General features: G+C 65.4%; 20 protein-coding genes. 11 read left to right on the top strand and 9 right to left on the bottom strand.

What is annotated here, in order from left to right; genetic code table 11:
- Positions 1-29: 29 nt before the first annotated feature.
- The 5 genes from mobA to JHW40_RS04925 all read right to left on the bottom strand — a co-directional run bounded on the left by mobA (position 30) and on the right by JHW40_RS04925 (position 4,547).
- Positions 30-665, bottom strand: a complete 636-nt coding sequence (gene mobA / locus JHW40_RS04945; RefSeq protein ID WP_244519164.1) for a molybdenum cofactor guanylyltransferase MobA — start codon at positions 663-665, stop codon at positions 30-32.
- Positions 666-770: 105 nt separating this feature from the next.
- A complete protein-coding gene (locus tag JHW40_RS04940) occupies positions 771-1,565 on the bottom strand; it encodes a heme ABC transporter ATP-binding protein (RefSeq protein ID WP_090611549.1) in 795 nt (264 codons plus the stop codon).
- Positions 1,562-2,632, bottom strand: coding sequence for a FecCD family ABC transporter permease (locus tag JHW40_RS04935; RefSeq protein WP_090611550.1), 1,071 nt, complete (start codon positions 2,630-2,632; stop codon positions 1,562-1,564). Before JHW40_RS04935 ends, JHW40_RS04940 begins: the two co-directional genes overlap by 4 nt.
- On the bottom strand, positions 2,632-3,513 hold the full coding sequence (locus JHW40_RS04930) for a heme/hemin ABC transporter substrate-binding protein (RefSeq protein WP_090611552.1): 882 nt from the start codon (positions 3,511-3,513) through the stop codon (positions 2,632-2,634). The genes JHW40_RS04935 and JHW40_RS04930 overlap by 1 nt, the downstream gene beginning before the upstream one ends.
- Complete coding sequence (locus JHW40_RS04925; protein ID WP_090611554.1) at positions 3,510-4,547, bottom strand: hemin-degrading factor; 1,038 nt, start codon at positions 4,545-4,547, stop codon at positions 3,510-3,512. Before JHW40_RS04925 ends, JHW40_RS04930 begins: the two co-directional genes overlap by 4 nt.
- A 29-nt stretch (positions 4,548-4,576) precedes the next feature.
- Between JHW40_RS04925 and JHW40_RS04920 the strand changes: the two genes are divergently transcribed.
- The 7 genes from JHW40_RS04920 (at position 4,577) to JHW40_RS04890 (ending at position 12,531) form a co-directional block, all read left to right on the top strand.
- Positions 4,577-5,083: a DUF2218 domain-containing protein gene (locus tag JHW40_RS04920; RefSeq protein ID WP_139208148.1), complete on the top strand. Its 507-nt coding sequence runs from the start codon at positions 4,577-4,579 to the stop codon at positions 5,081-5,083.
- Positions 5,080-5,877: a 2-dehydro-3-deoxygalactonokinase gene (locus JHW40_RS04915; protein WP_170851791.1), complete on the top strand. Its 798-nt coding sequence runs from the start codon at positions 5,080-5,082 to the stop codon at positions 5,875-5,877. The genes JHW40_RS04920 and JHW40_RS04915 overlap by 4 nt, the downstream gene beginning before the upstream one ends.
- Before the next feature lie 479 nt (positions 5,878-6,356).
- A complete protein-coding gene (gene nrdH / locus JHW40_RS04910) occupies positions 6,357-6,584 on the top strand; it encodes a glutaredoxin-like protein NrdH (protein WP_090611559.1) in 228 nt (75 codons plus the stop codon).
- 4 nt (positions 6,585-6,588) lie between these two features.
- Positions 6,589-7,005 (top strand): class Ib ribonucleoside-diphosphate reductase assembly flavoprotein NrdI, encoded by a 417-nt coding sequence (gene nrdI / locus JHW40_RS04905; RefSeq protein ID WP_090611560.1) that lies wholly within the window; start codon positions 6,589-6,591, stop codon positions 7,003-7,005.
- Positions 6,987-9,158, top strand: a complete 2,172-nt coding sequence (nrdE, locus tag JHW40_RS04900; RefSeq protein WP_211657280.1) for a class 1b ribonucleoside-diphosphate reductase subunit alpha — start codon at positions 6,987-6,989, stop codon at positions 9,156-9,158. Before nrdI ends, nrdE begins: the two co-directional genes overlap by 19 nt.
- Positions 9,159-9,242: 84 nt before the next feature.
- Positions 9,243-10,199 carry a class 1b ribonucleoside-diphosphate reductase subunit beta gene (gene nrdF, locus JHW40_RS04895; protein ID WP_419182458.1) on the top strand — a complete coding sequence of 319 codons (957 nt, stop codon included), beginning with the start codon at positions 9,243-9,245 and terminating at the stop codon, positions 10,197-10,199.
- A gap of 538 nt (positions 10,200-10,737) precedes the next feature.
- The gene (locus tag JHW40_RS04890; protein ID WP_170851792.1) at positions 10,738-12,531 is read left to right on the top strand and encodes a calcium-binding protein; all 1,794 of its coding nucleotides are present in this window, start codon (positions 10,738-10,740) and stop codon (positions 12,529-12,531) included.
- Between the two features lie 155 nt (positions 12,532-12,686).
- Here JHW40_RS04890 and JHW40_RS04885 read toward each other — a convergent pair whose 3' ends face one another.
- Together JHW40_RS04885 and JHW40_RS04880 are read right to left on the bottom strand one after the other, a co-directional pair.
- Positions 12,687-14,189 (bottom strand): malonate--CoA ligase, encoded by a 1,503-nt coding sequence (locus JHW40_RS04885; protein ID WP_090611565.1) that lies wholly within the window; start codon positions 14,187-14,189, stop codon positions 12,687-12,689.
- Positions 14,190-14,228: 39 nt separating this feature from the next.
- Positions 14,229-15,131 (bottom strand): LysR family transcriptional regulator, encoded by a 903-nt coding sequence (locus tag JHW40_RS04880; RefSeq protein ID WP_090611630.1) that lies wholly within the window; start codon positions 15,129-15,131, stop codon positions 14,229-14,231.
- A gap of 135 nt (positions 15,132-15,266) precedes the next feature.
- Between JHW40_RS04880 and JHW40_RS04875 the strand changes: the two genes are divergently transcribed.
- The 3 genes from JHW40_RS04875 (at position 15,267) to JHW40_RS04865 (ending at position 17,617) form a co-directional block, all read left to right on the top strand.
- Positions 15,267-16,208: a ring-cleaving dioxygenase gene (locus JHW40_RS04875; protein WP_090611567.1), complete on the top strand. Its 942-nt coding sequence runs from the start codon at positions 15,267-15,269 to the stop codon at positions 16,206-16,208.
- A gap of 70 nt (positions 16,209-16,278) precedes the next feature.
- Positions 16,279-16,821, top strand: coding sequence for an NADPH-dependent FMN reductase (locus tag JHW40_RS04870; RefSeq protein WP_090611569.1), 543 nt, complete (start codon positions 16,279-16,281; stop codon positions 16,819-16,821).
- Positions 16,822-16,855: 34 nt separating this feature from the next.
- Positions 16,856-17,617 (top strand): VOC family protein, encoded by a 762-nt coding sequence (locus JHW40_RS04865; RefSeq protein WP_090611632.1) that lies wholly within the window; start codon positions 16,856-16,858, stop codon positions 17,615-17,617.
- 9 nt (positions 17,618-17,626) lie between these two features.
- On the opposite strand, the gene JHW40_RS04860 is transcribed toward JHW40_RS04865, so the two are convergent.
- Complete coding sequence (locus JHW40_RS04860) at positions 17,627-17,947, bottom strand: GNAT family N-acetyltransferase (RefSeq protein ID WP_090611570.1); 321 nt, start codon at positions 17,945-17,947, stop codon at positions 17,627-17,629.
- Positions 17,944-19,467, bottom strand: coding sequence for a VOC family protein (locus JHW40_RS04855; RefSeq protein WP_090611635.1), 1,524 nt, complete (start codon positions 19,465-19,467; stop codon positions 17,944-17,946). The genes JHW40_RS04860 and JHW40_RS04855 overlap by 4 nt, the downstream gene beginning before the upstream one ends.
- A 160-nt stretch (positions 19,468-19,627) precedes the next feature.
- Between JHW40_RS04855 and JHW40_RS04850 the strand changes: the two genes are divergently transcribed.
- Positions 19,628-20,563 (top strand): pirin family protein, encoded by a 936-nt coding sequence (locus tag JHW40_RS04850; protein ID WP_090611572.1) that lies wholly within the window; start codon positions 19,628-19,630, stop codon positions 20,561-20,563.
- Positions 20,564-20,566 lie beyond the last annotated feature (3 nt).

Genomic DNA, 20,566 nt, shown 5'->3' with positions numbered 1-20,566 from the left:
CGGCGCAGGTCACGGCAAGCGTTTCGCCATCAGCCGCCCAGGCCGGCGATGGCTTCGGCGCGAATCAGGTCCCCAGGGTGGTTGATGTTGAAGAACGGATCATGCGGCTGGCCATCCCAGATCGCGCGGCCGGTATCGTGGCGGCGGGTGAAATCGGTGACGCGCCGCTCTCCATCCGCCAGCGCGCGGCGCAACCCGTCGCGCAGGGCAACCGGCCACAGCCCGAAGATCGGGTGATCGCGCAATTCGCCCCCGGCATCGCGACTGGCGGCAATGGCCGGCCCCGCGCCCTGCTGCGCCTGCGCCAGCCGTTGGGCCAGATCGAGCGGCGGAAAGGGCGTATCCGCCGCCGCCGTCAGCACCGCGGGCGCGCCCAGACCCGCGGCCCAGTCCATCGCCGCAAGGATCCCGGCCAGAGGCCCCGGATGATCCGCGACCGAATCCGCCAGCACCGGCAGACCCAGTTCCGCGAAACGCGCCGGATCGCCATTGGCGTTCAGCGCCAGCGGCCCGCATTGCGGCGCCAGCCGGTCGATCAGATGCGCGATCAGGCTGCGACCGGCGATCAGCCGCAGCCCCTTGTCGCCCCCGCCCATGCGCCGCGACAACCCGCCCGCAAGGATCATGGCGGGAAACTTCCCGGTACTGGTGGCGTCGTCATTCATGGCCGGACTTTGGCGCGGCGGGTGCGAGGGCGCAAGGGGGCCTTGGCCCCCAGCCCCGAAGACCCCTCGATGGGGTCGCGCGGGGCTTGCCCCCTTGTCGGTGGCTCAGCTTGCCAGCGACGCGCCCTGCGGCAACAGCCAGACCCCTTCGGGCGGGGCATGACCCACGCGCAGATTGCAGCCATAGGCCTCGGACAGCAGATCGTCGGTCATCACCTGCGAGGGCGGACCCTCGGCCCGGGCGCGTCCGCCCTTCATCAGCAGCACATGATCGGCGAACATCGCCGTCAGGTTCAGATCATGCATCACCGCGACCACCCCGCCGCCACGGCGCGCATATTGCGCCGCCAGCCGCATCACCGTCAGTTGGTGGGCGATGTCCAGACTGCTGACCGGCTCGTCCAGAAACAGCCAGCGCGGGCCGTCGTCGCCCATCGGCTGCCAGACCTGCACCAGCGCGCGGGCCAGCTGCACGCGCTGCTGCTCTCCGCCCGACAGTTCCTGATAGAGCCGTCCGGCATATCCCGGCAGCCCCACCTGAATCAGCGCCGCCCGGATCAGGGCGTCACGCTCGGCCTCGCCCGCCAGCAGCGAATGCAAGCCGATGCGGACGATCTCGGCCACGGAAAACGGAAATGACAGCGCGCTTTTCTGCGGCAGGACGGCGCGGCGCCGGGCCAAAGCCTCGGGATGATGGCTGGCGATGGGCTGGCCGTTCAGCATCGCTTCGCCCCCAACCGGGGCCAGTTCGCCGGTCAGAACCCGCATCAGGCTGGTCTTGCCCGACCCGTTCGGCCCGATGATCGCCGTCAGTTGCCCGGCCTGCGCGGTCAGATCGACGCCGTGCAGGATCTCGGCCCGGCCCAGCCGCAGGCGGATATCGCGGGCGGTCAGGCTCATAGGTCGATCACCCGGCGGTTGGACAGCAGCACCCACATGAAGAACGGCCCGCCGATCATCGCGGTGATGATGCCGATGGGCAGTTCGGCGGGCGCGATCACCGTGCGGCTGACCATGTCGGCGCACAGCAGCACCGTCGCCCCCAGCAGCCCCGAATTGACCAGCAGCCAGCGGTGATCCGGCCCGGTCAGCAGGCGCAGCAGATGCGGCACGACGATGCCGACGAAACCGATGCCGCCGGTAATCGCGACCGATGCCCCCACCGCCGCAGCCGCCGTCAGGATGGCGACGCGCTTGACCCGCTGCACGCGGATGCCGACATGGGCGGCGGCGGCCTCTCCCAGCGCCAGCCCGTTCAGCCCGCGCGCCAGAAACGGCGCCGCAATCAGCGCGGTGACGATCAGCGGCGCGGCGGCGGACAACTTGGTCCAGCTTGCCCCGGCCAGCGATCCCATGCCCCAGAAGGTCAGGTCGCGCAGCTGCGCATCATTGGCATAATAGACGATCAGCCCCGACAGTGCACCCACCATCGCCCCCAGCGCGATCCCCGCCAGCAGCATGGTCGCGACCGAGGTGCGCCCGCGCCGGGTCGAGATGCCATACAGCGTCAGCATCGCGATCCAGCCGCCGCCAAAGGCCGCCAGCGGCACCAGATACCAGCCGACAAGGCCAAGGATCGCGGCGGGCAGCAAACCACCCAGCACGATCCCCGAAATCGCCCCCAGCGAGGCCCCGGCGCTGACCCCCAGCAGACCCGGATCGGCCAGCGGGTTGCGAAACAGCCCCTGCATGACCGCGCCCGACACCGCCAGACTGGCGCCGACCAGTATCCCGGTCAGCAGGCGCGGCAGGCGGATGTCGATCATCACCACCCGGTCGGTCACGGCGATGTCCCGCCCCGCCAGCCAGTCGGCCAGCACACGCGGCGCCGACACGCCCGAGGCGCCATAGCCCAGAGACACAATCGCCACCAGCACCAGCAATGTGGTCAGCAGGATGCACAGCATCCGCCCGATATGGCGCCGGTCGCCCTCCAGCCGGTCGCGGGTGGCATCCACGGCCACCATCAGCCGTTTTCCCCATAGATGGCGTCATGCAGCTGCAACGCCGCCTGACCGGTGCGCGGCCCGAAACCCAGCAGCAGCAGCCCGTCCATCGTGATCACGCGCCCGTCGCGCACGGCGGGCGTGGTGGCCAGCGCGGGCATGCCCGCCAGTTGCGCCAGACTGCCGCCGTGACCGGAATCGGCCTCGGGATCGCCACGGCTCATCATCACGATGACATCGGGGGCCGCCGCCGTGATCGCCTCGTCCGTCAGCGGCTTGTAACCGGTGATGCCCGAGACCGCGTTTTCCGCCCCCGCCAGTTCGATGATCGCACCGCCGCCAGAGCCTTCGCCGCCCGCCATCACCCGCCCGCCCTGCAGGGACAACACGAACATGACGCGCTTCTTTTCACCCGCGGCGCGGTTGACCTCGGTCACCTTGTCTAGATCGGCGCGCAGGCTGTCGATCACCGGCCCGGCGGCATCCGCCACGCCAAGCGCCTCGGCCACGGCCTCGACCTTGGCGGCCAGACCGTCGGCATCATGGCCCTCGGGGATGGTTTCCAGCGGGATGCCCGCCTCTTTCAGCACGGCGATGGCTTCTGGGGGGCCCGCCCCTTCCTCGGCCAGAATCAGGTCGGGCTGCACCGACAGCACGCCTTCGGGCGACAGCGCCCGGACATAGCCGACATCGGGCAGCGCCTGAACCTCGGCCGGAAAGCTGGAGGTGGTGTCGCGCCCGATCAGCCGATCCTGCTGGCCAAGCGCATAGACGATTTCCGTCACCGATCCGCCAAGCGACAGCACGCGGGACGCGTCGGGGTGGGAATCGGCCAGCGCAGGCAGGGCAAGGACGGACAGCAGGCCGGCAGAGGCCGCAGCCAGACGCGCCAGCGGGGTCATGCCGCGGCCTCCTGCCGGGGCAGGCCGCCCACCAGCGCGGCCCAGGCATCGGCATCGCCGCCCTTTTCGGGACGCATGCCGAAACATTGGAAGATCAGGTCCCCGGCGGCGTCGAAAGCCTCGACCGAGATCGCCGGGCCGCGTTTCGTCGGCTTGTTCACCAGCCAGACCTCGGCCACATGATCGCCGCGCAGATGCAGGTTGAAACGCGGGTCCATCACGTTCAGCCACGGCCCCATCGGCTTCAGCGTGACCAGCGGGCCGGAATGGATCTCGATGCAGCCCATATTGCCGACAAAGAGCATCACCTGCTGGCCGCTGTCGCGCACCCGCTCCAGCAGCAGCGGCACGGCGCTTGTGTCCAGCTGCCGCGCATGAGGCGCGCCGACGCTGCGATTGGCGCCCAGACGGTTCATCTTCAGCCGCCGCACCAGCGTGTTGAACTGATGCGTATCGGTCATCTTCGCCCATTCCTGCCGCAACGTCTCGACCTTGTCATCGGCGATGCGGGCGCCTTCGGGGGCGGGACGGGTGGCGAAATCCGACAACCCCTGCTGATCGGGCAAGGCCAGCGCATCGATCAGCGCCACCCACGCATCAAGGTCGGAGCCGTCGCGCAGATGGATCTTGTGGACCGCATCCCCCGCCGCGTCGAACACCTGGATCGAGCGGCGGGTGCCGGTCTCGCCCGTCACCTCGACCGCGAAGGCATGCACCCAGTGGCGCGGAAAGATGCGCGTGTCGATTTCCGCATCCAGCGTCATCGCCGCATGCTCGCCATCGTGGAAATTGCGATAGGTGCCGACCTTCTCGATCACGCAGGACCGGTTGCGGATCAGCGCCATGACATCGCCCAGCCGTTCCACCAGCGGGATCAGCTGTCCGGGTGTCGCGTCGATCCGCACGGTGCCAAAGCCCAGTTCGGCCTCGACCAGAGCGGCCTCTGGCAGACCAAGCTGGGCAGCCAGATCGAAGGGGCGGGTATTCGCTTCACGCTTGATTTCGCGCAGGCGCGACGGGGTAAGGTCATTCATCGGGATACTCGTGTTGACGCGGATACCTGATGACCTGGCAATGGCTGGGCCGGTTACTTGACAGCTTTAGTCAGAATCACCAAAGCCCGCAAGACACACGGCACCCCGAACGGGGCGATCCGTTCCGCTGCTGGCCAAATCGTGAACTGCCTTTACGCCGGGGCGGTGCAATATGCGGCCCGATTGAAGCGCGACGCCAACGCGCCTATCTGCTGAACTGGCCGCTGGCCCAGATGAAAGGTGAACCGATGCAATCCTCCGCAGATTTCCCGACGACGCGCGGCGCGCAGCTGATGCAGACGCTGGCCAAGCATTTCGGCCACAAGATCCCGGTCGAGATCGCCGACGACCGAGCGGTCATCAGCTTTGACTTCGGCGATGCGCTGGCCGAGACGACCGAAGCCGGGCTGCGCTTGCAGGTCACCGGCAAGGATGCCGAGGCGGTGCGGAAGCTGGCCGATGTGGTTGAAAGCCACCTGCTGCGCTTTGCCCATCGCGAGGAACCCAAGCCGCTGGAATGGACCCGGCCTGCATGAGCGCAGTGGACTGGCTGGCCGCATGGGCCGGACCTGCGGGCCTGCGCCTGTGGGTCATGTCCGGCGCCAGCGTGATCGAGGGGCCGGAACATGTCGCCGATCTGGCGACCGCCCGCACCCGCTGGCCCGATCTGCCGATGCTGCTGGCCGCGCCTGCCGATCCGGCGGGCGGCGCATCGTCGCGCCCGGTGCCCTGCCCTGCCGCGCTGCGTCTGGACCGCGTCGCCGATGGCGGGCCGCTGTGGCGCGTGGCTGCGGTGTCGCAATCCGATCCGCCCGGCCTGCTGGCAGGTGAACTGGCCCCCATCGCCGGATTGCTGGCCGCCCATCCGCAATTCGACGGTGTCGCGCTGCTGACCGGGCCGCGCAGCCATTGGGTGCGGATCTCGGCAGGCGAGATCTGCCATTTCCACAGCTTTCTGACCGGGGAACTGCTGGCCCTGCTATCGCCAGAGGCAACCGAAGGCGAAGGCTTTGCCGAGGCGCTGGGTGACGCTTTGTCGCGCCCGCATCGTGCCTATGGCCAGTTGGCGCATCTGCCAACCGAGGGCGGGCACGCCCGCCGCGCCGGGTTACTGATCGGGTTGGAGCTGGCCGCCGCAAAACCCTATTGGCTGGGTCAGCAGGTGGCGATTCTGGACGGGGTGCCGCAACAGGCATCCTTGGCCGGACTTTATGCGCAGGGCCTGTCCTTGCAGGGCGCACATGTGCTGCAACCCGATGCGCAGGCGGGTTTTGTGGCGGGCATGTATGCCGCCTGGAAAGCGCTGGACGGGCGCGACACCATATTTTGATTATATCTTGAATTCCGGTGCCGGGGACCCAGATTCGAATGATACGCCCGCGGCTGCGCCCGTGGCCCGTTTTGACCGTCGATACTAGCGAGGCAACATCCCGCAAGACGGAAACAGCCAGCAACTGTTGGGACGTCCCCGTTTTGTTCCTACCCTATTGTGGGCCAGCAAGCTATCGATCACACAATATCTAGGGTCGCCCTGTTGACACAGCCGTGAATTCAGGGCCTATTAAGCAGGTCGGGAATCGTCAGAACGCAGAAACCGATCGGCCGTCTGGCCCAAGGAAGATGCAACCTGAAGATGATGACGAACACAGCAATACAACCGGATCAATCCGGGATAAAAAGCCGGCCCGGACCACAAGCCCGCAGGCTTACCCGGACTGAGGACAGATGAAACCGCGCGGCGGGCGCGGGCTGCGATTGCGACCCTGACGGGCGCGGCCCCCTCGCCATTACAGACTGGGACCAAGAGGCATGAGCATCACCGTCTATTCGAAACCCGCCTGCGTTCAGTGCACCGCCACGACCCGCGCGCTGGATGCGCGTGGACTGTCCTATGATGTCATCGACCTGACCGAGGATGCCGATGCGATGGAGCGCGTGACCGCGCTGGGTTACCGTCAGGCCCCCGTCGTCATTGCCGGTGATGCGCATTGGGCCGGTTTCCGGCCCGATATGATCGGCAGCCTGTCCCGGGCATGAAGCGGTGTGCGGGCTTGTCTATTTCTCCTCGCTCTCGGGCAACACGGCGCGGTTGATCGCGCAGCTTGACCTGCCAGCACAGAGGATCCCGGTCTCGCCCGCCGACCCCATGCCGGTCCCGCCGGAACACTATGTTCTGGTCTGTCCAACCTATGCGGACGGAACGGGGCGGGGCGCGGTACCGAAACAGGTGATCCGCTTTCTGAACGACCCTGGGCGCCGCGCCGGATTGCGCGGCGTCATCGCCGGGGGCAATCGCAATTTCGGCACGACATTCGCCTTGGCGGGACGTGTCATTTCTGAAAAGACCGGCGTTCCTGTCCTGTATCGTTTCGAACTGGCAGGAAGCCAAACCGATATTGACCGCATCCGTGCGGGGCTTGCAAAATTCTGGGGGACGGAATGCTTGACAATGGCGTAAAGGCTGTGGGCGTGAAGGCCGCAGGCACGAAGGCAGAGGCCGTGAAAGAAACGCTGGATTACCACGCGCTGAACGCGATGCTGAACCTGTACGATGCGGATGGCAAGATCCGCTTCGATGCCGACCGCATGGCCGCGCGGCAGTATTTCCTGCAGCATGTCAACCAGAACACCGTTTTCTTCCACAATCTGGACGAAAAGCTGCGCTATCTGGTCGATGAGGGTTATTACGAGCCCCAAGTGCTGGACCAGTATTCCAAGAATTTCCAGCGCGCGATCTGGGATGCCGCCTATGAGCGCAAGTTCCGTTTCCCGACCTTCCTTGGCGCGTTCAAATATTACACCTCCTATACGCTGAAGACCCGCGACGGGCAGCGTTACCTTGAACGCTACGAAGATCGCGTGGTCATGGTCGCACTGACGCTGGCGCGCGGCGACGAGGCGCTGGCCATGCGCTTCATGGAGGAAATCCTGTCGGGCCGCTTCCAGCCCGCGACCCCCACCTTCCTGAACGCGGGCAAGCAGTCGCGGGGCGAGCTGATTTCCTGCTTCCTGCTACGGCTGGAAGACAACATGGAATCCATCGGGCGTTCCATCAACTCGGCGCTGCAACTGTCGAAACGCGGCGGCGGCGTGGCCCTGATGCTGACCAACCTGCGCGAGGCGGGCGCGCCCATCAAGGGGATCGAGAACCAGTCCTCGGGCGTTATCCCGGTGATGAAGCTGCTGGAGGATTCGTTCAGCTATGCCAACCAGCTGGGCGCGCGGCAGGGTGCGGGCGCGGTCTATCTGAACGCGCATCACCCCGACATCCTGCGCTTCCTGGACACCAAGCGCGAGAACGCGGATGAGAAGATCCGCATCAAGACGCTGAGCCTTGGCGTGGTGATCCCCGACATCACCTTCGAGCTGGCGAAGAAGAACGAGGACATGTATCTGTTCTCGCCCCATGACATCCAGAAGGTCTATGGCGTGCCGTTCTCGGAAATCTCGGTGACCGAGAAATATGCCGAGATGGTGGATGACAAGCGGATCAAGAAGAAGAAGATCAGCGCCCGCGAGTTCTTCCAGACCATCGCCGAGATCCAGTTCGAATCCGGCTATCCCTATGTCATGTTCGAGGACACGGTGAACCGTGCCAATCCCGTGCATGGCCGCATCACCATGTCGAACCTGTGCAGCGAGATCCTGCAGGTGAACGAGGCGTCGGAATATAACGAGGACCTGTCCTATTCCCATCTGGGAACCGACATTTCCTGCAACCTCGGTTCGCTGAACATCGCCGCCACCATGGACGGCCCGGATTTCGGCGCCACCGTCGAGGCCGCGATCCGCGCCCTGACCGCCGTGTCGGAAATGTCGTCGATCGAATCCGTGCCCTCGATCCGGCGCGGCAATGACGAGGCCCATGCGGTGGGTCTGGGCCAGATGAACCTGCATGGTTTCCTGGCGCGCGAGCATATCCATTACGGCAGCCCCGAGGGGGTCGAGTTCACCAGCGTCTATTTCGCCGCCATCGCCTATCACGCGATCCGGGCCTCGAACCTGCTGGCGCAGGAAAAGGGCCAGAGCTTCCGGGATTTCGACAAATCGAAATATGCCGACGGGTCGTTCTTCGAGAAATATACCGAGCGCGACTGGCTGCCGACCCTGCCGGATGTCGAGCGGGTGTTCGGGGATACCAGCCTGCCCACCCGCGAGGACTGGGCGGCGCTGAAGGAATCAGTGATGAAGCACGGGCTGTATAACCGCAACTTGCAGGCGGTGCCGCCGACGGGCTCGATCAGCTATATCAACAACTCGACCAGTTCGATCCACCCGATCGTGTCGAAGATCGAGATCCGCAAGGAAGGCAAGATCGGCCGCGTCTATTATCCGGCGGCGTTCATGTCGAACGAGAATCTGGAATATTATCGCGACGCCTATGAGATCGGCCCCGAAGCGATCATCGACACCTATGCGGCGGCCACCGAACATGTCGATCAGGGCCTGTCGCTGACCCTGTTCTTCCCGTCCGAGGCCACGACGCGCGACATCAACCGCGCCCAGATCCATGCCTGGAAAAAGGGCATCAAGACGATCTATTATATCCGCCTGCGCCAGACGGCGCTGGAGGGAACCGAAGTTCAGGGCTGCGTTTCCTGCACTTTGTAAGCGAGGCCGGGGGCCAGCCCCCGGACCCCCGGGATATTTGGACACCAAAGATGAGAGGGGTTCTTCCAGATGAAGGATCATGTGATGCGGACAGTTGCGCGTGCGGTGAACTGGAACCGGCTGGATGACGACAAGGATCTGGAGGTCTGGAACCGGCTGACGGTGAATTTCTGGCTGCCCGAGAAGGTACCGCTGTCCAATGACGTGCAAAGCTGGGCGACCCTGCGCCCCGAAGAACGGGAGCTGACCATCCGGGTCTTTACCGGGCTGACGCTGCTGGACACGGTTCAGAACACGATCGGCGCGCCTTCGATGATGCCCGATGCGATCACGCCGCATGAAGAGGCGGTGCTGTCCAACATCGCCTTCATGGAGGCGGTGCATGCGCGGTCCTATTCCTCGATCTTCTCGACCCTGTGCCTGACCAAAGAGGTGGACGAGGCCTTCCGCTGGTCCGAGGAAAACCCGCATCTGCAGGCCAAGGCGCGGCTGATCCTGGATGAGTACAAGGCCGGGGCGGACCCGCTGAAGCGCAAGATCGCCAGCGTGTTTCTGGAAAGCTTCCTGTTCTATTCGGGCTTCTATCTGCCGATGTACTGGTCGTCGCGCGCCAAGCTGACCAATACCGCCGACCTGATCAGGCTGATCATCCGCGATGAGGCCGTCCATGGCTATTACATCGGGTATAAATTCCAGCGCGGGCTGGAAAAGCTGGGCGAGGCCGAGCGGGCGGCGCTGAAGGATTTCGCCTTCTCGATGATCTTCGACCTTTACGATATCGAGCAGAAATACACCGCCGAACTGTATGACGGGATCGGACTGACCGAGGATGTGAAGGCCTTCCTGCATTACAATGCCAACAAGGCATTGCAGAACCTGGGCTATGAGGCATTGTTCCCGCCGCAGGTCTGCGAGGTGAACCCGGCGATCATGGCAGCCCTGTCGCCCGACAGCGAGAACCACGATTTCTTCTCGGGATCGGGGTCGAGCTATGTCATCGGCAAGGCGGTGGCGACCGAGGATGAGGACTGGGATTTCTGATCCGCGCTATATTTGGTGCGTTGGCGGGGTGCGTTCGGTCGCGCCCCGTTTTTTTGTTTGCGGGTGACGTTTTATGCAGGGTAATTGTCCAAAAAGGCAGGTGCATCGGCGGTTTTCCGCTTTGACGCGCTGTGAGTGGTTCGGGTAGACCATTGATGAGCCACATACGCCAGAATGGCGAGTTGTAACGATTTATCCTTTGGAGTCATTCATGGCAAATGCTGTCTTGCCTGCGGGCGACGTGATGTCGCGTGCCGTATCCTCTCCCCTGCCCGTTCTGACCGGCCTCGACCTTCCCGATGTGATTGATCTGGGGGATAGTTGGGGAGAGGCGGTTTTTACAGTTTCGGCAACGGACGATTTTGGGATCGATCAAGCCGTGATCTGGCTCGATCGGGACGTCGAGTGGGAGTATGGTTCATCCAACTTAATTGTTCTTTCCGGTTACTTTGACAGCTGGGACGATGGCACGTCCTCAGCTTCCAGCTGGATTCAGCCCACCTCACGAAGTGGAACTGTCGATATTGATCGCGTGGTCTTGTCCGATCTCGAAGGCAACAGCATCACCTACACCAACGAGGACCTGCGGGGGCTTGGCTTCAAAACCTCGTTCCAGATGGTGAACGGATCGAACATGCCACCGCCAGTTGCCCATGTCACCGTTTCTATCCCCGACCGGATCGAGATTCGCGAAGGCGAAACGATCGACGCCGTTCTGCGCTTCAACGGCATGACCAATCATTGGGTCAGCTACAGCTACGGCATCTCGACTATCGGCGGCACGGCCTCGGCGAATGATCTGGGCGCATTGTCGGGCAGCGGCTCGCTGTCAATCGCATCCACCAGTCCGACCAACCGCAGCACCTCGTTCCAGATCCGGGCCAATCGCGACGGTATCGCGGAAGATACCGAGACCGCGTATCTGACTATAGACTTAGGCGGAAATATGACTTTCGCCGATGGTGGCTCGATGAAAGTCATCGAAATCGCGATCATCGACGACAACAAGACCATCGGGACCGTGCGTAACGATATTCTTTACGGGACTGCGGGCGCGGACGAGTTCGCGGGCGGGGCGGGCAACGACATCTATCACGTCACGGCAGGTGACAACATTCTGGAGCTTGAAGGGAACGGCATCGACCACGTGGTCGCCGGGATCGATTGGACGCTGGGGCGCCATATCGAAAACCTGACCCTGACCGGCAGTTCCAATATCAACGGCCGCGGGAATGCGTTGGCCAATCAGTTGATCGGCAATTCCGGCAACAACAAGCTGGAAGGGTTTGCCGGAAACGACAGGCTGCGTGGTGGCGCAGGTAATGACACTCTGCTGGGCGGCAACGGCGACGACACCCTTCTGGGGGAGGCCGGGAACGACCTGCTGCGCGGTGGCGCGGGCAACGACACGTTGCGTGGCGGGGCCGGGAACGACCGGCTGGAGGGCGGCGGCGGCAATGACCTGCTGGAAGGCGGGGCAGGCAACGATACGCTGATCGGCGGGGCCGGTGATGATCGGATGAACGGCGGTCAGGGCGACGATCTTCTCAACGGTGGCGCCGGAAGTGATCGCCTGGTCGGAGGCGCGGGCAATGACACGCTGAACGGCAATGGTGGCGACGACGTGCTGAACGGCGGGGCCGGGAACGACCGGCTGAATGGTGGCGCCGGCGACGATCTGCTGAACGGGGCTGGCGGCAATGACACTCTGATGGGCGGGGCCGGAAGCGATACCCTGAACGGCGGCGCGGGTGCCGACAGTCTGGTCGGGGGTGCCGGGAATGACGTGCTGAGCGGTGGCAATGGCCACGATCATCTGAATGGCGGCAACGGCAATGACCGGCTGGAGGGCGGCGCTGGCATGGATACGCTGCTGGGTGGCAATGGCAATGACCTTCTGCTGGGCGGGGCTGGTGCCGACCGGCTGCTGGGCGGCGCGGGCAGCGATACGCTGAATGGCGGCGTGGGGCGCGATGTGCTGATCGGGGGCGCCGGGGCAGATATGCTCTATGGCGGCGAGGATCGCCTGCGCGATGTCTTTGTCTTCGAGAAAGCGGCCGATTTCGGCAGCGGTGGCCAGTTGGACCAGATCTTCGATTTCGTCTCGGGGATCGATGTGATCGACATCAGCGGCATTGACGCCAACAGCCGCCGGGCAGGCCATCAGGACTTTGCCTTTGGCGGCACCGAGGCGGGCGCAAATTCGGTCTGGTATGCGCAGCGGGGCGATGATCTGATGGTGCAGGGCGACCGCAACGGCGATGGCCGCGCCGATTTCGCGTTCTGGGTCCGCGATCTGGACCGGCTGACGGCGGATGATTTCATCCTGTGACGCTTGCGCGCCGGGGGCGACCCCGGCGCCGCATCAGGATCTTGCGCCCTCTCGCATATGGCTGGGGCGACCCTCCCGACCGGGCTTCGGTCCTTCCGCTGAAAGGGCAGCGCCGTCGAACCGTGGGATCAGACATCCACGTCCCGGCCGCGCCTTCAGTCGAACAGCCCGGCATGGTCCTGTCGCAGGGCCGCTTTCTGGACCTTGCCCATCGCGTTGCGGGGCAGTTCATCGACGATCACCACATGCCGGGGCTGCTTGAAGCGGGCCAGCCGCTCGGCCAGTCCGGCGATGATCGCCTGCGGGTCGGGATCGGCACCCCTGTGGCGCGCGACGATGGCCACGACGCCCTCGCCCAGATCGGGATGGGGCAGACCGATCACCGCCGATTCCAGCACGCCGGGCAACTGGTCGATCGCCTCCTCGACCTCTTTGGGATAGATGTTGTAGCCGCCCGAGATGATCAGGTCCTTGCCGCGCCCGACGATGGTCAGATAGCCGTCGCCATCCACCTGCCCCAGATCGCCGGTGGTGAACCAGCCATCCTCGGACAGTTCCTCGGCGGTCTTTTCCGGCATCCGCCAATAGCCGCGAAAGACATTCGGGCCACGCACCTCGATCATGCCGATTTCGCCTTGCGTCACCGGCTTGCCGCCCTCGGTGATGCGCAACTCGACCCCCGGCAGGGGCAGGCCGACGGTGCCCGCGCGGCGCTCGCCCTCATAGGGGTTCGAGCTGTTCATGTTGGTTTCCGTCATGCCATAGCGTTCAAGGATGCGATGGCCGGTGCGTTCCTCGAAATCGCGATGGGTGTCGGCCAGCAGCGGCGCGCTGCCCGAGGTGAACAGCCGCATCCCCGCCACCAGATCGCGGGTCAGGCCGGGCTGGTCCAGCAGCCGCGTATAGAAGGTCGGCACGCCCATCATCGTGGTCGCCCGGGGCAGTTGCGCGATGACCTGATCGGGGTCGAATTTCGGCAGCCAGATCATCGCGCCACCCGACAGCAACACGACATTCGAGGCCACGAACAGCCCATGCGTGTGAAAGATCGGCAGCGCGTGCAGCAATACGTCATCCGCGTCAAAGCGCCATTCATCGACCAGCACCTGCGCATTCGACAGCAGGTTGTCATGGCTGAGCATCGCGCCCTTGGACCGCCCGGTCGTTCCCGATGTGTAAAGGATCGCCGCCAGATCGCTGCCCTTGCGGGCGGCGGGCGTGTGATCCTCGGGCTGGGTGGCGGCCTGATCGGTCAGGCTGCCACTGCCATCGCCCGCAAGGGTCAGCAGCGCGGTGCCCGAGGGCATGAAATCGTCGCGACGACCCGCGCGGTCAGGATCGCAGACGACCAGCGAGGGTTCGGCATCGCCGATGAAATAGCCGACCTCGGCCGGGGTATAGGCCGGGTTCAGCGGCAAGAAAACCGCCCCCACCCGAACCGCCGCCAGATAGAGCGCCAGCGCCTCGACCGATTTGCCGACCTGCACCGCGATGCGGTCGCCGGGGCGCAGGCCGGTTTCCTTCAGCAGGCTGGCCAGCCGCCCGGACATGCGAAACAGCGCGTCATGGCTGATGCGGCGGCCATCGGGACAGATCAGCGCCGCCCGCATATCGCCCTGACGCGAGCCCATCAGCGCATCGAACAGGATATTGGTCATGGCGTCATTTCCTTCCGCAACTGCCCCGCCGCACCCATATCATAGACCGCGTTGCCAGGGCGGGTCATCGGCAAAGGCATCGGTCACATGGTCGATGAACAGGCGCAGCTTGCGCGGCATCGGCCTGACCGGCGGCCAGACGATATTCACCGGCAGGGGTTGCTGCGGCAGGTCCGGCAGCAGGCGCACCAGCCGCCCGTCGCGGATCGCGTCATGGACAATGAACAGCGGCAGCAGCGCCAGCCCCGCGCCGCCCGTCGCCAGATCACGCATCGCCTCGCCATTATTGGCGGTGATCCGGCCGGGGCGCGGCAGGGGAATATCGCCGCCAAAGGGCCAGATCTCGGCCAGACGGGCATTCCGATAGCCGATGATTTCGTGCCCGCGCAGGTCCTCGGGGCGGGTGATCGCGCCGTGCTGCGACAGGTAATCGGGGCTGGCGACCAGCGCGCGGGGGTCCTCGCACAACCGGCGCACCATCAGCGTGCTGTCCTTCATCAGCCCGATCCGCAGCCCCACGTCAAAGCCCGCCCGGCCCAGATCGGTCAGCTGGTCGTCGTAATCCAGCACGATCTCCAACCCCGGATGGGCGCGGGCGAAACCGGCGATGACCGGACCCAGATGGCGGATGCCGAAGCTCATCGGTGCGGCGATCTGCAAGCGTCCGCGCAATTCGGCCTGCGCGCCCGCAGCGCCTTCGGTCGCCGCGATCAGTTCCGACAGGGCGGGGCGCAGGCGTTCGGCCAGATCATGGGCGGTGTCGGTGGGCGTGATCCGGCCCGCATGGCGCAGAAACAACGGTACGCCTAAAGCGGCCTCGAAATCGCTGATCCGCTTGCTGACGACCGATTTCGACAGATCCGCCCGCGCCGCAGCGCCCGAAATGCTGCCCGCCTCCAGCACCGCCAGAAAGGTCTCGATATCCGCGATCGTCCAGCCCATGCGGCACAGCATAACCGCCCCCGCGCCGTTCGCAATAACCGAACGCGGCTTTGCGATATGACCGCCTGCCACGAACGGTCCGGCTGCGCCATATTGGTGGCAAGCCCAAACACGCACCCCTGAAAGGAGGTCGCCATGCAACTGACCGGCATTCACCACCTGACCGCGATCACCGCCGACGCGCCGGGCAACAACCGTTTTTATACCGAGACCCTTGGTCTCAGGCGGGTCAAGAAGACCGTCAATCAGGACGACACCTCGGCCTATCACCTGTTCTTCGCCGATGGCGCGGGCACGCCGGGCACCGACATCACCTTTTTCGACTGGCCGGTGGCGCGGGAACGGCGCGGCACCCGCTCGATCAGCCGCACCGGACTGAGGGTGGCCGAGGACAGTCTGGATTTCTGGGCCGCGCGTCTGGCCGATCTGGGCGTGGCAACCGGTCAGATCACCACGCAGGACGGTCGCGCCGGTCTGGATGTCGAGGACCCCGAGGGCCAGCGCCTGCGCCTTGTCGCGGCGCCGCAGCCGGTGGGCGAGGCATGGGCGAAAAGCCCGGTTCCCGCCCCGCACCAGATCCGCGGGCTGGGGCCGATCACCATCTCGGTCCCCGAACTGGCCCCGACCGAGGCGGTGCTGACGCAGGTGATGAACATGCGCAAGGTCCGCGATTACGCCAGCCCCGACGGCAGCGGCCATATCCATGTATTCCAGATGGGCGACGGCGGCGCGGCGGCGGAACTGCATGTCGCGGTCCAGCCCGGCCTGCCCATCTCCCGACAGGGCGCGGGCGCGGTGCATCACGTCGCCTTCCGCGTGCCCGACCAGCCCGCGATCCGCGACTGGACGCAGCATCTGAACCAGATGCGGGTGCCCAATTCCGGCGAGGTCGAGCGTTACTATTTCCGCTCGCTCTATTTCCGCGAACCGGGCGGCAACCTGTTCGAGATCGCGAGCGACGATCCCGGTTTCGATGTGGACGAACCCCGCGAAACGATGGGAGAGGCGCTGTCCCTGCCGCCCTTCCTCGAACCGCAGCGCGCCCGGATCGAGGCAAATCTGAAACCGCTGGACTAACCGGCTGACAGACGCAAACATCTCATGGGGGCGGGAAACCGTCCCCATCAACGATGCAAGGAAGTGACAGATGACGAAGATCCTTGGCCTGTCGGGCAGCCTGCGCCGCGCCTCGTTCAACTCCGGTCTGCTGCGGGCCGCCGCCGAACTGGCCCCCGATGGGGTCGAGATCATCATCGGCTCGATCGCCGGGGTGCCGCTTTATGATGGCGATGACGAGGCCGCGAACGGCACCCCCACCGCCGTTGCCACGCTGAATGCGCAGCTGGCCGGGGCCGATGGGTTGCTGCTGGTCACGCCGGAATACAACAACGGCATTCCCGGCACCTTCAAGAACGCCATCGACTGGATGTCGCGCGGCGACGGCCTGCGGCTGTTCAAGGGCAAGCCGGTCGCGGTCACCGGCGCCTCGCCCGGCAATTTCGGCACCACTCTGGCACAGACCCACTGGTTGCAGGTGCTGCGGACGCTGAACATGCGGCCATGGTGGGACGGGCGACTGATGGTGTCGCGCGCGGGCGATCTGTTCGACGCCGATGGCAACCTGACGGATCAGGCGACGCGCAAGCGGCTGGCCGAGTTCGTGGCAGGCTTCGCCGCCAGCATCGGCTGAGGTGATACCGGGCATGACCCACAAGGAGGACAGCATGACCAATATGGCCATCGACCACGTCGCCTTGACGGTGCGCGACCTGCTCGGCATGGCGGATTTCTATGAACGCGCCTTGGGGTTGAAACCGCAGGGCGGTGATGATGCGACGCGGCGGCTGGGCACGGCGGATCGCACCCTGATCGAGCTGCGGCATGACGCGGCAGCCCGGCCCCGCGATCCCCGACAGGCGGGGTTGTTCCACACCGCCTTCCTGCTGCCGGAACGCGCCGATCTGGGCCGTTGGCTGCGTCACGCCCCCGATCAAGATATCCGGCTGACCGGTGCATCCGATCACGGCGTCAGCGAGGCGCTGTATCTGGACGACCCCGAGGGCAACGGCATCGAGATCTATTGGGACCGCCCGCCCTCGGAATGGACCCGCGACGGCGACCGGATCGAGATGTTCACTCATCGTCTGGACCTGACCGAGCTGTCGCAAGCCTCGCCCGGCGAATGGCAGGGCGTGCCGCAGGACGGCAGCATCGGCCACGTCCATCTGCAGGTCGGCGATATCGACCGTGCCGATGCGTTCTTTCGCGGCGATCTGGGCCTGACGCGGACCTTCGACGGGCCGGGGGGCGCGTGGTATGGCTGGAACGGCTATCACCACCAGCTTGCGGGCAATGTCTGGAATAGCCGCGACGCCCGGCCCCGCGATCCGCAGATGACCGGGCTGGCCGAAATCGTGCTGAACGCCCCCGACCGCGCCGGTCAGGTGCTGCACGACCCCTGGGGCACCCGGTTCGCGATGATCTGAGGGGCCGGGTCAGCCCGGCGCCTCTCCCGGCTGGGTGGTGAACACATCCGCCCAGTCGGGGTTCTTCGCATATTGCGCCTGCACATAGGGGCACAGCGGTATGATCCGGAACCCCCCGTCCCGCGCATCCTGCACCATGAAGCGGACCAGCGCCAATGCCGCGCCGGTGCCGCGCAATTCATCCGGCGCGCCGGTGTGATCGGCACTGATCCGGCCCGGCCCGCGATGGGTAAAGGTCAGTTCGGCCTCGGCCTCGATCCCCGCGACGCGGGCGACATAGCGCCCGGCGCGCGGACCGGTTTCCTCTTTGGTGACGGTGATCTCGGTCATGTCGGGTTCCTTTCCATCCAGTCCTGTGCCGCCGTCAGATCATCCTGCGACAGCTCGTGTCCCGCCTCGACGGCGCAGGCATCCAGTTCCGCGCCGCTGGCCGTCAGCCAGTCGTTCAGCGCAGGGGCATGGGTTCCGTAAGGGTCGCGCGTGCCGGTCAATGTCAGCACCCTGACGCCGGCCAGATCGACCTGCGGCGGCTGCTCCAGCACCAGCATCGGCCGCATCAGGATCGCGCGGCGGATCAGACCCGGGGCCAGCGCCATCACCGCGCCCGCGAAATTCGCGCCGTTGGAATAGCCCATGACAGTGACGCGGCCTGCCTCCAGCCCATAGCCCGCCATCGCGCCCTGCCAGAAGGCGTCGAAGGCGGCGGCCTCGGCCCGGATATCGTCCTGATCGAAGCTGGTCATCGAGATGCGGCGAAAGAACCGCGCCACGCCTTCCTCGGTCGAACGGCCCCGCAGACCCAGCAGCGTCGCACGCGGCGCGATCCGGTGGGCCAGCGGCATCAGGTCGGATTCATTGCCGCCGGTACCATGCAGCAGCAGCATGACCGAGCCGTCGGGATCGTCAGGCTGCTGAAAGCGGTGAACAAAGGGAAGATCGCGCATCGGTCTCCTTTCCTCGCCCGGTCGGGCGAATTGCGGCAGCATCACACGCAGATCATCGGCGCGGGCTGCGAAATGGGGTGGAATCATCAGCACCCGGCCCAACTGGCCGGGCGCCTCGTCAACGGTCATTCCGGGGCCTTCCGTGGCCAGCTCGATCAGCGTCTCTCCAGGTTCGCGCAGATAGAGCGAGTGGAAATACTTGCGGTCATGGGCGTTCGTCTCGTGCAGGTTCCGCGCCGCCAGCCGGTCGCGATGGGCGTTGATCGCGGCCAGATCCGGCACACGCAGCGCGACGTGGTCGATGATGCCGGTGCCCGGTATGCCCGGCACGAAACCCGTCGCATCGCGGATATCCAGCGCGTCACGGCCCGAGACCAGACGCTGCACCGCGCCCTCGACCGGGCCGGTCTGATATCCGAATTGCGACAGGAATGCCGCGCTTTGTTCCGGCACATCCGACCAGATCGTCACCGCCCGCAGACCCCGGGGCGCGGCGGGCCAGCCGCCATCGGCGATATCCGTTCCGACCAGCTTGACGATGATGCCGTCAGGATCCTTCAGCCGCAGCACGGGTTCGCCGAATTCGCGCGATGGGCCTTCGACGCTGATCCGGTGCTGCATGGCGCGGGTCAGCCAGTCGCCGATCCGGGCGCGGGGGATGCGCAGGGCGATCTCGGTCACCTGCCCCAGCCCGGCGCGGCCCCGCGCCCCATCCTGCCAGACCAGAAAGCTGACCAGCGTGCCGGGCGCGCCCTCGGGGTTGCCATAGAACAGGTGCAACTGCTCGGCATCCTCGAAGCCGCCCGTCTGCTTGACCAGATCCAGCCCCAGAAAGCCCATCCAGAAATCGACATTGTCCTGCACATTGCGCGTGATCGCCGTGACGTGGTGGATGCCGCTGGTCATCTTCGCCTCCGCTTGTCGTTCGCGCCCAAGATGCGTCATGCCACGCGCCCTTGCCATCGGTGTAACGCCGCAACCCCGCGTTCGGTTTTCCAGAACGCATTAATGCTTTGTGTTCGCCCGTCCCGCCACTACCCTTCATAGCAGCAACCGAGAGGACGCCATGAGCTGGAACCCCGCCCTGACACCGGGCTGCCCCGACGAGATCGGCCCGGACGCCATCGAGACCCTGATCATCCCCCGCGCCCGCGATATCGGCGGATTCGAGGTCCGCCGCGCCCTGCCCGCGCCCAAACGACAGATGGTCGGCCCCTTCATCTTCTTCGATCAGGCAGGCCCGGCCGAGTTCCTGACCGGGCAAGGCATCGACGTGCGCCCGCATCCCCATATCGGGCTGGGCACCGTCACCTATCTCTATCGCGGCGATTTCCACCACCGCGACAGCATCGGCAGCGACCAGATCATCCGCCCCGGCGCGCTGAACTGGATGGTCGCGGGCAAGGGCGTGACCCATTCCGAGCGCACCTCGGCGCAGGCGCGGCAGGGGCCGAACAGCCTGTTCGGCATCCAGACATGGATCGCCCTGCCCGAAAACCACGAGGACATGGAACCCATCTTCGAACATCACGGCAAGGACGATCTGCCGGACATCACCGATCAGGGCATCAATGCCCGGCTGATCCTTGGTCACGCCTATGGCCAGCAGGCGCCCGCGACGATGTTTTCCGAAACCTTTTATCTGGACGTGACGCTGGCCGCGCGGGCGCGTTTCCCGCTGCCCACCGAGCACGAGGACCGCGGCATTTATATCACCGAGGGCAGCATCCACATCGCCGGGCAGGAATTTCAGGCCGGGCAGATGATGGTTTTCCGCCCCGGCGACGCGATCACCGTTCAGGCGGGCGACCGGGGCGCGCGGCTGATGGCGCTGGGGGGTGCGACGCTGAACGGGCCGCGCTATATCTGGTGGAATTTCGTCGCCTCGTCGAAGGAACGCATAGACGAGGCGAAACGCCAATGGCAGGCCGAGCGTTGGGGTCGGGGATTATTCGATCTGCCCACGGGCGACCGCGACGAACATATCCCGCTGCCGCAATGAAGG

This window comes from Paracoccus alcaliphilus (assembly GCF_028553725.1).
GTDB lineage: Bacteria > Pseudomonadota > Alphaproteobacteria > Rhodobacterales > Rhodobacteraceae > Paracoccus > Paracoccus alcaliphilus.
The sequence above is the reverse complement of the archived record's forward strand: the minus strand, read 5'-3'. Positions and strand labels throughout refer to the sequence as shown.

What these genes read in the sequence shown, in the direction of transcription:
- mobA (WP_244519164.1), bottom strand. Translation starts at nt 665, where the DNA reads ATGAATGACGACGCCACCAGTACCGGGAAGTTTCCCGCCATGATCCTT.
- JHW40_RS04940 (WP_090611549.1), bottom strand. Translation starts at nt 1,565, where the DNA reads ATGAGCCTGACCGCCCGCGATATCCGCCTGCGGCTGGGCCGGGCCGAG.
- JHW40_RS04935 (WP_090611550.1), bottom strand. Translation starts at nt 2,632, where the DNA reads ATGGTGGCCGTGGATGCCACCCGCGACCGGCTGGAGGGCGACCGGCGC.
- JHW40_RS04930 (WP_090611552.1), bottom strand. Translation starts at nt 3,513, where the DNA reads ATGACCCCGCTGGCGCGTCTGGCTGCGGCCTCTGCCGGCCTGCTGTCC.
- JHW40_RS04925 (WP_090611554.1), bottom strand. Translation starts at nt 4,547, where the DNA reads ATGAATGACCTTACCCCGTCGCGCCTGCGCGAAATCAAGCGTGAAGCG.
- JHW40_RS04920 (WP_139208148.1), top strand. Translation starts at nt 4,577, where the DNA reads ATGACCTGGCAATGGCTGGGCCGGTTACTTGACAGCTTTAGTCAGAAT.
- JHW40_RS04915 (WP_170851791.1), top strand. Translation starts at nt 5,080, where the DNA reads ATGAGCGCAGTGGACTGGCTGGCCGCATGGGCCGGACCTGCGGGCCTG.
- nrdH (WP_090611559.1), top strand. Translation starts at nt 6,357, where the DNA reads ATGAGCATCACCGTCTATTCGAAACCCGCCTGCGTTCAGTGCACCGCC.
- nrdE (WP_211657280.1), top strand. Translation starts at nt 6,987, where the DNA reads ATGCTTGACAATGGCGTAAAGGCTGTGGGCGTGAAGGCCGCAGGCACG.
- nrdF (WP_419182458.1), top strand. Translation starts at nt 9,243, where the DNA reads ATGCGGACAGTTGCGCGTGCGGTGAACTGGAACCGGCTGGATGACGAC.
- JHW40_RS04885 (WP_090611565.1), bottom strand. Translation starts at nt 14,189, where the DNA reads ATGACCAATATCCTGTTCGATGCGCTGATGGGCTCGCGTCAGGGCGAT.
- JHW40_RS04880 (WP_090611630.1), bottom strand. Translation starts at nt 15,131, where the DNA reads ATGGGCTGGACGATCGCGGATATCGAGACCTTTCTGGCGGTGCTGGAG.
- JHW40_RS04875 (WP_090611567.1), top strand. Translation starts at nt 15,267, where the DNA reads ATGCAACTGACCGGCATTCACCACCTGACCGCGATCACCGCCGACGCG.
- JHW40_RS04870 (WP_090611569.1), top strand. Translation starts at nt 16,279, where the DNA reads ATGACGAAGATCCTTGGCCTGTCGGGCAGCCTGCGCCGCGCCTCGTTC.
- JHW40_RS04865 (WP_090611632.1), top strand. Translation starts at nt 16,856, where the DNA reads ATGACCAATATGGCCATCGACCACGTCGCCTTGACGGTGCGCGACCTG.
- JHW40_RS04860 (WP_090611570.1), bottom strand. Translation starts at nt 17,947, where the DNA reads ATGACCGAGATCACCGTCACCAAAGAGGAAACCGGTCCGCGCGCCGGG.
- JHW40_RS04855 (WP_090611635.1), bottom strand. Translation starts at nt 19,467, where the DNA reads ATGACCAGCGGCATCCACCACGTCACGGCGATCACGCGCAATGTGCAG.
- JHW40_RS04850 (WP_090611572.1), top strand. Translation starts at nt 19,628, where the DNA reads ATGAGCTGGAACCCCGCCCTGACACCGGGCTGCCCCGACGAGATCGGC.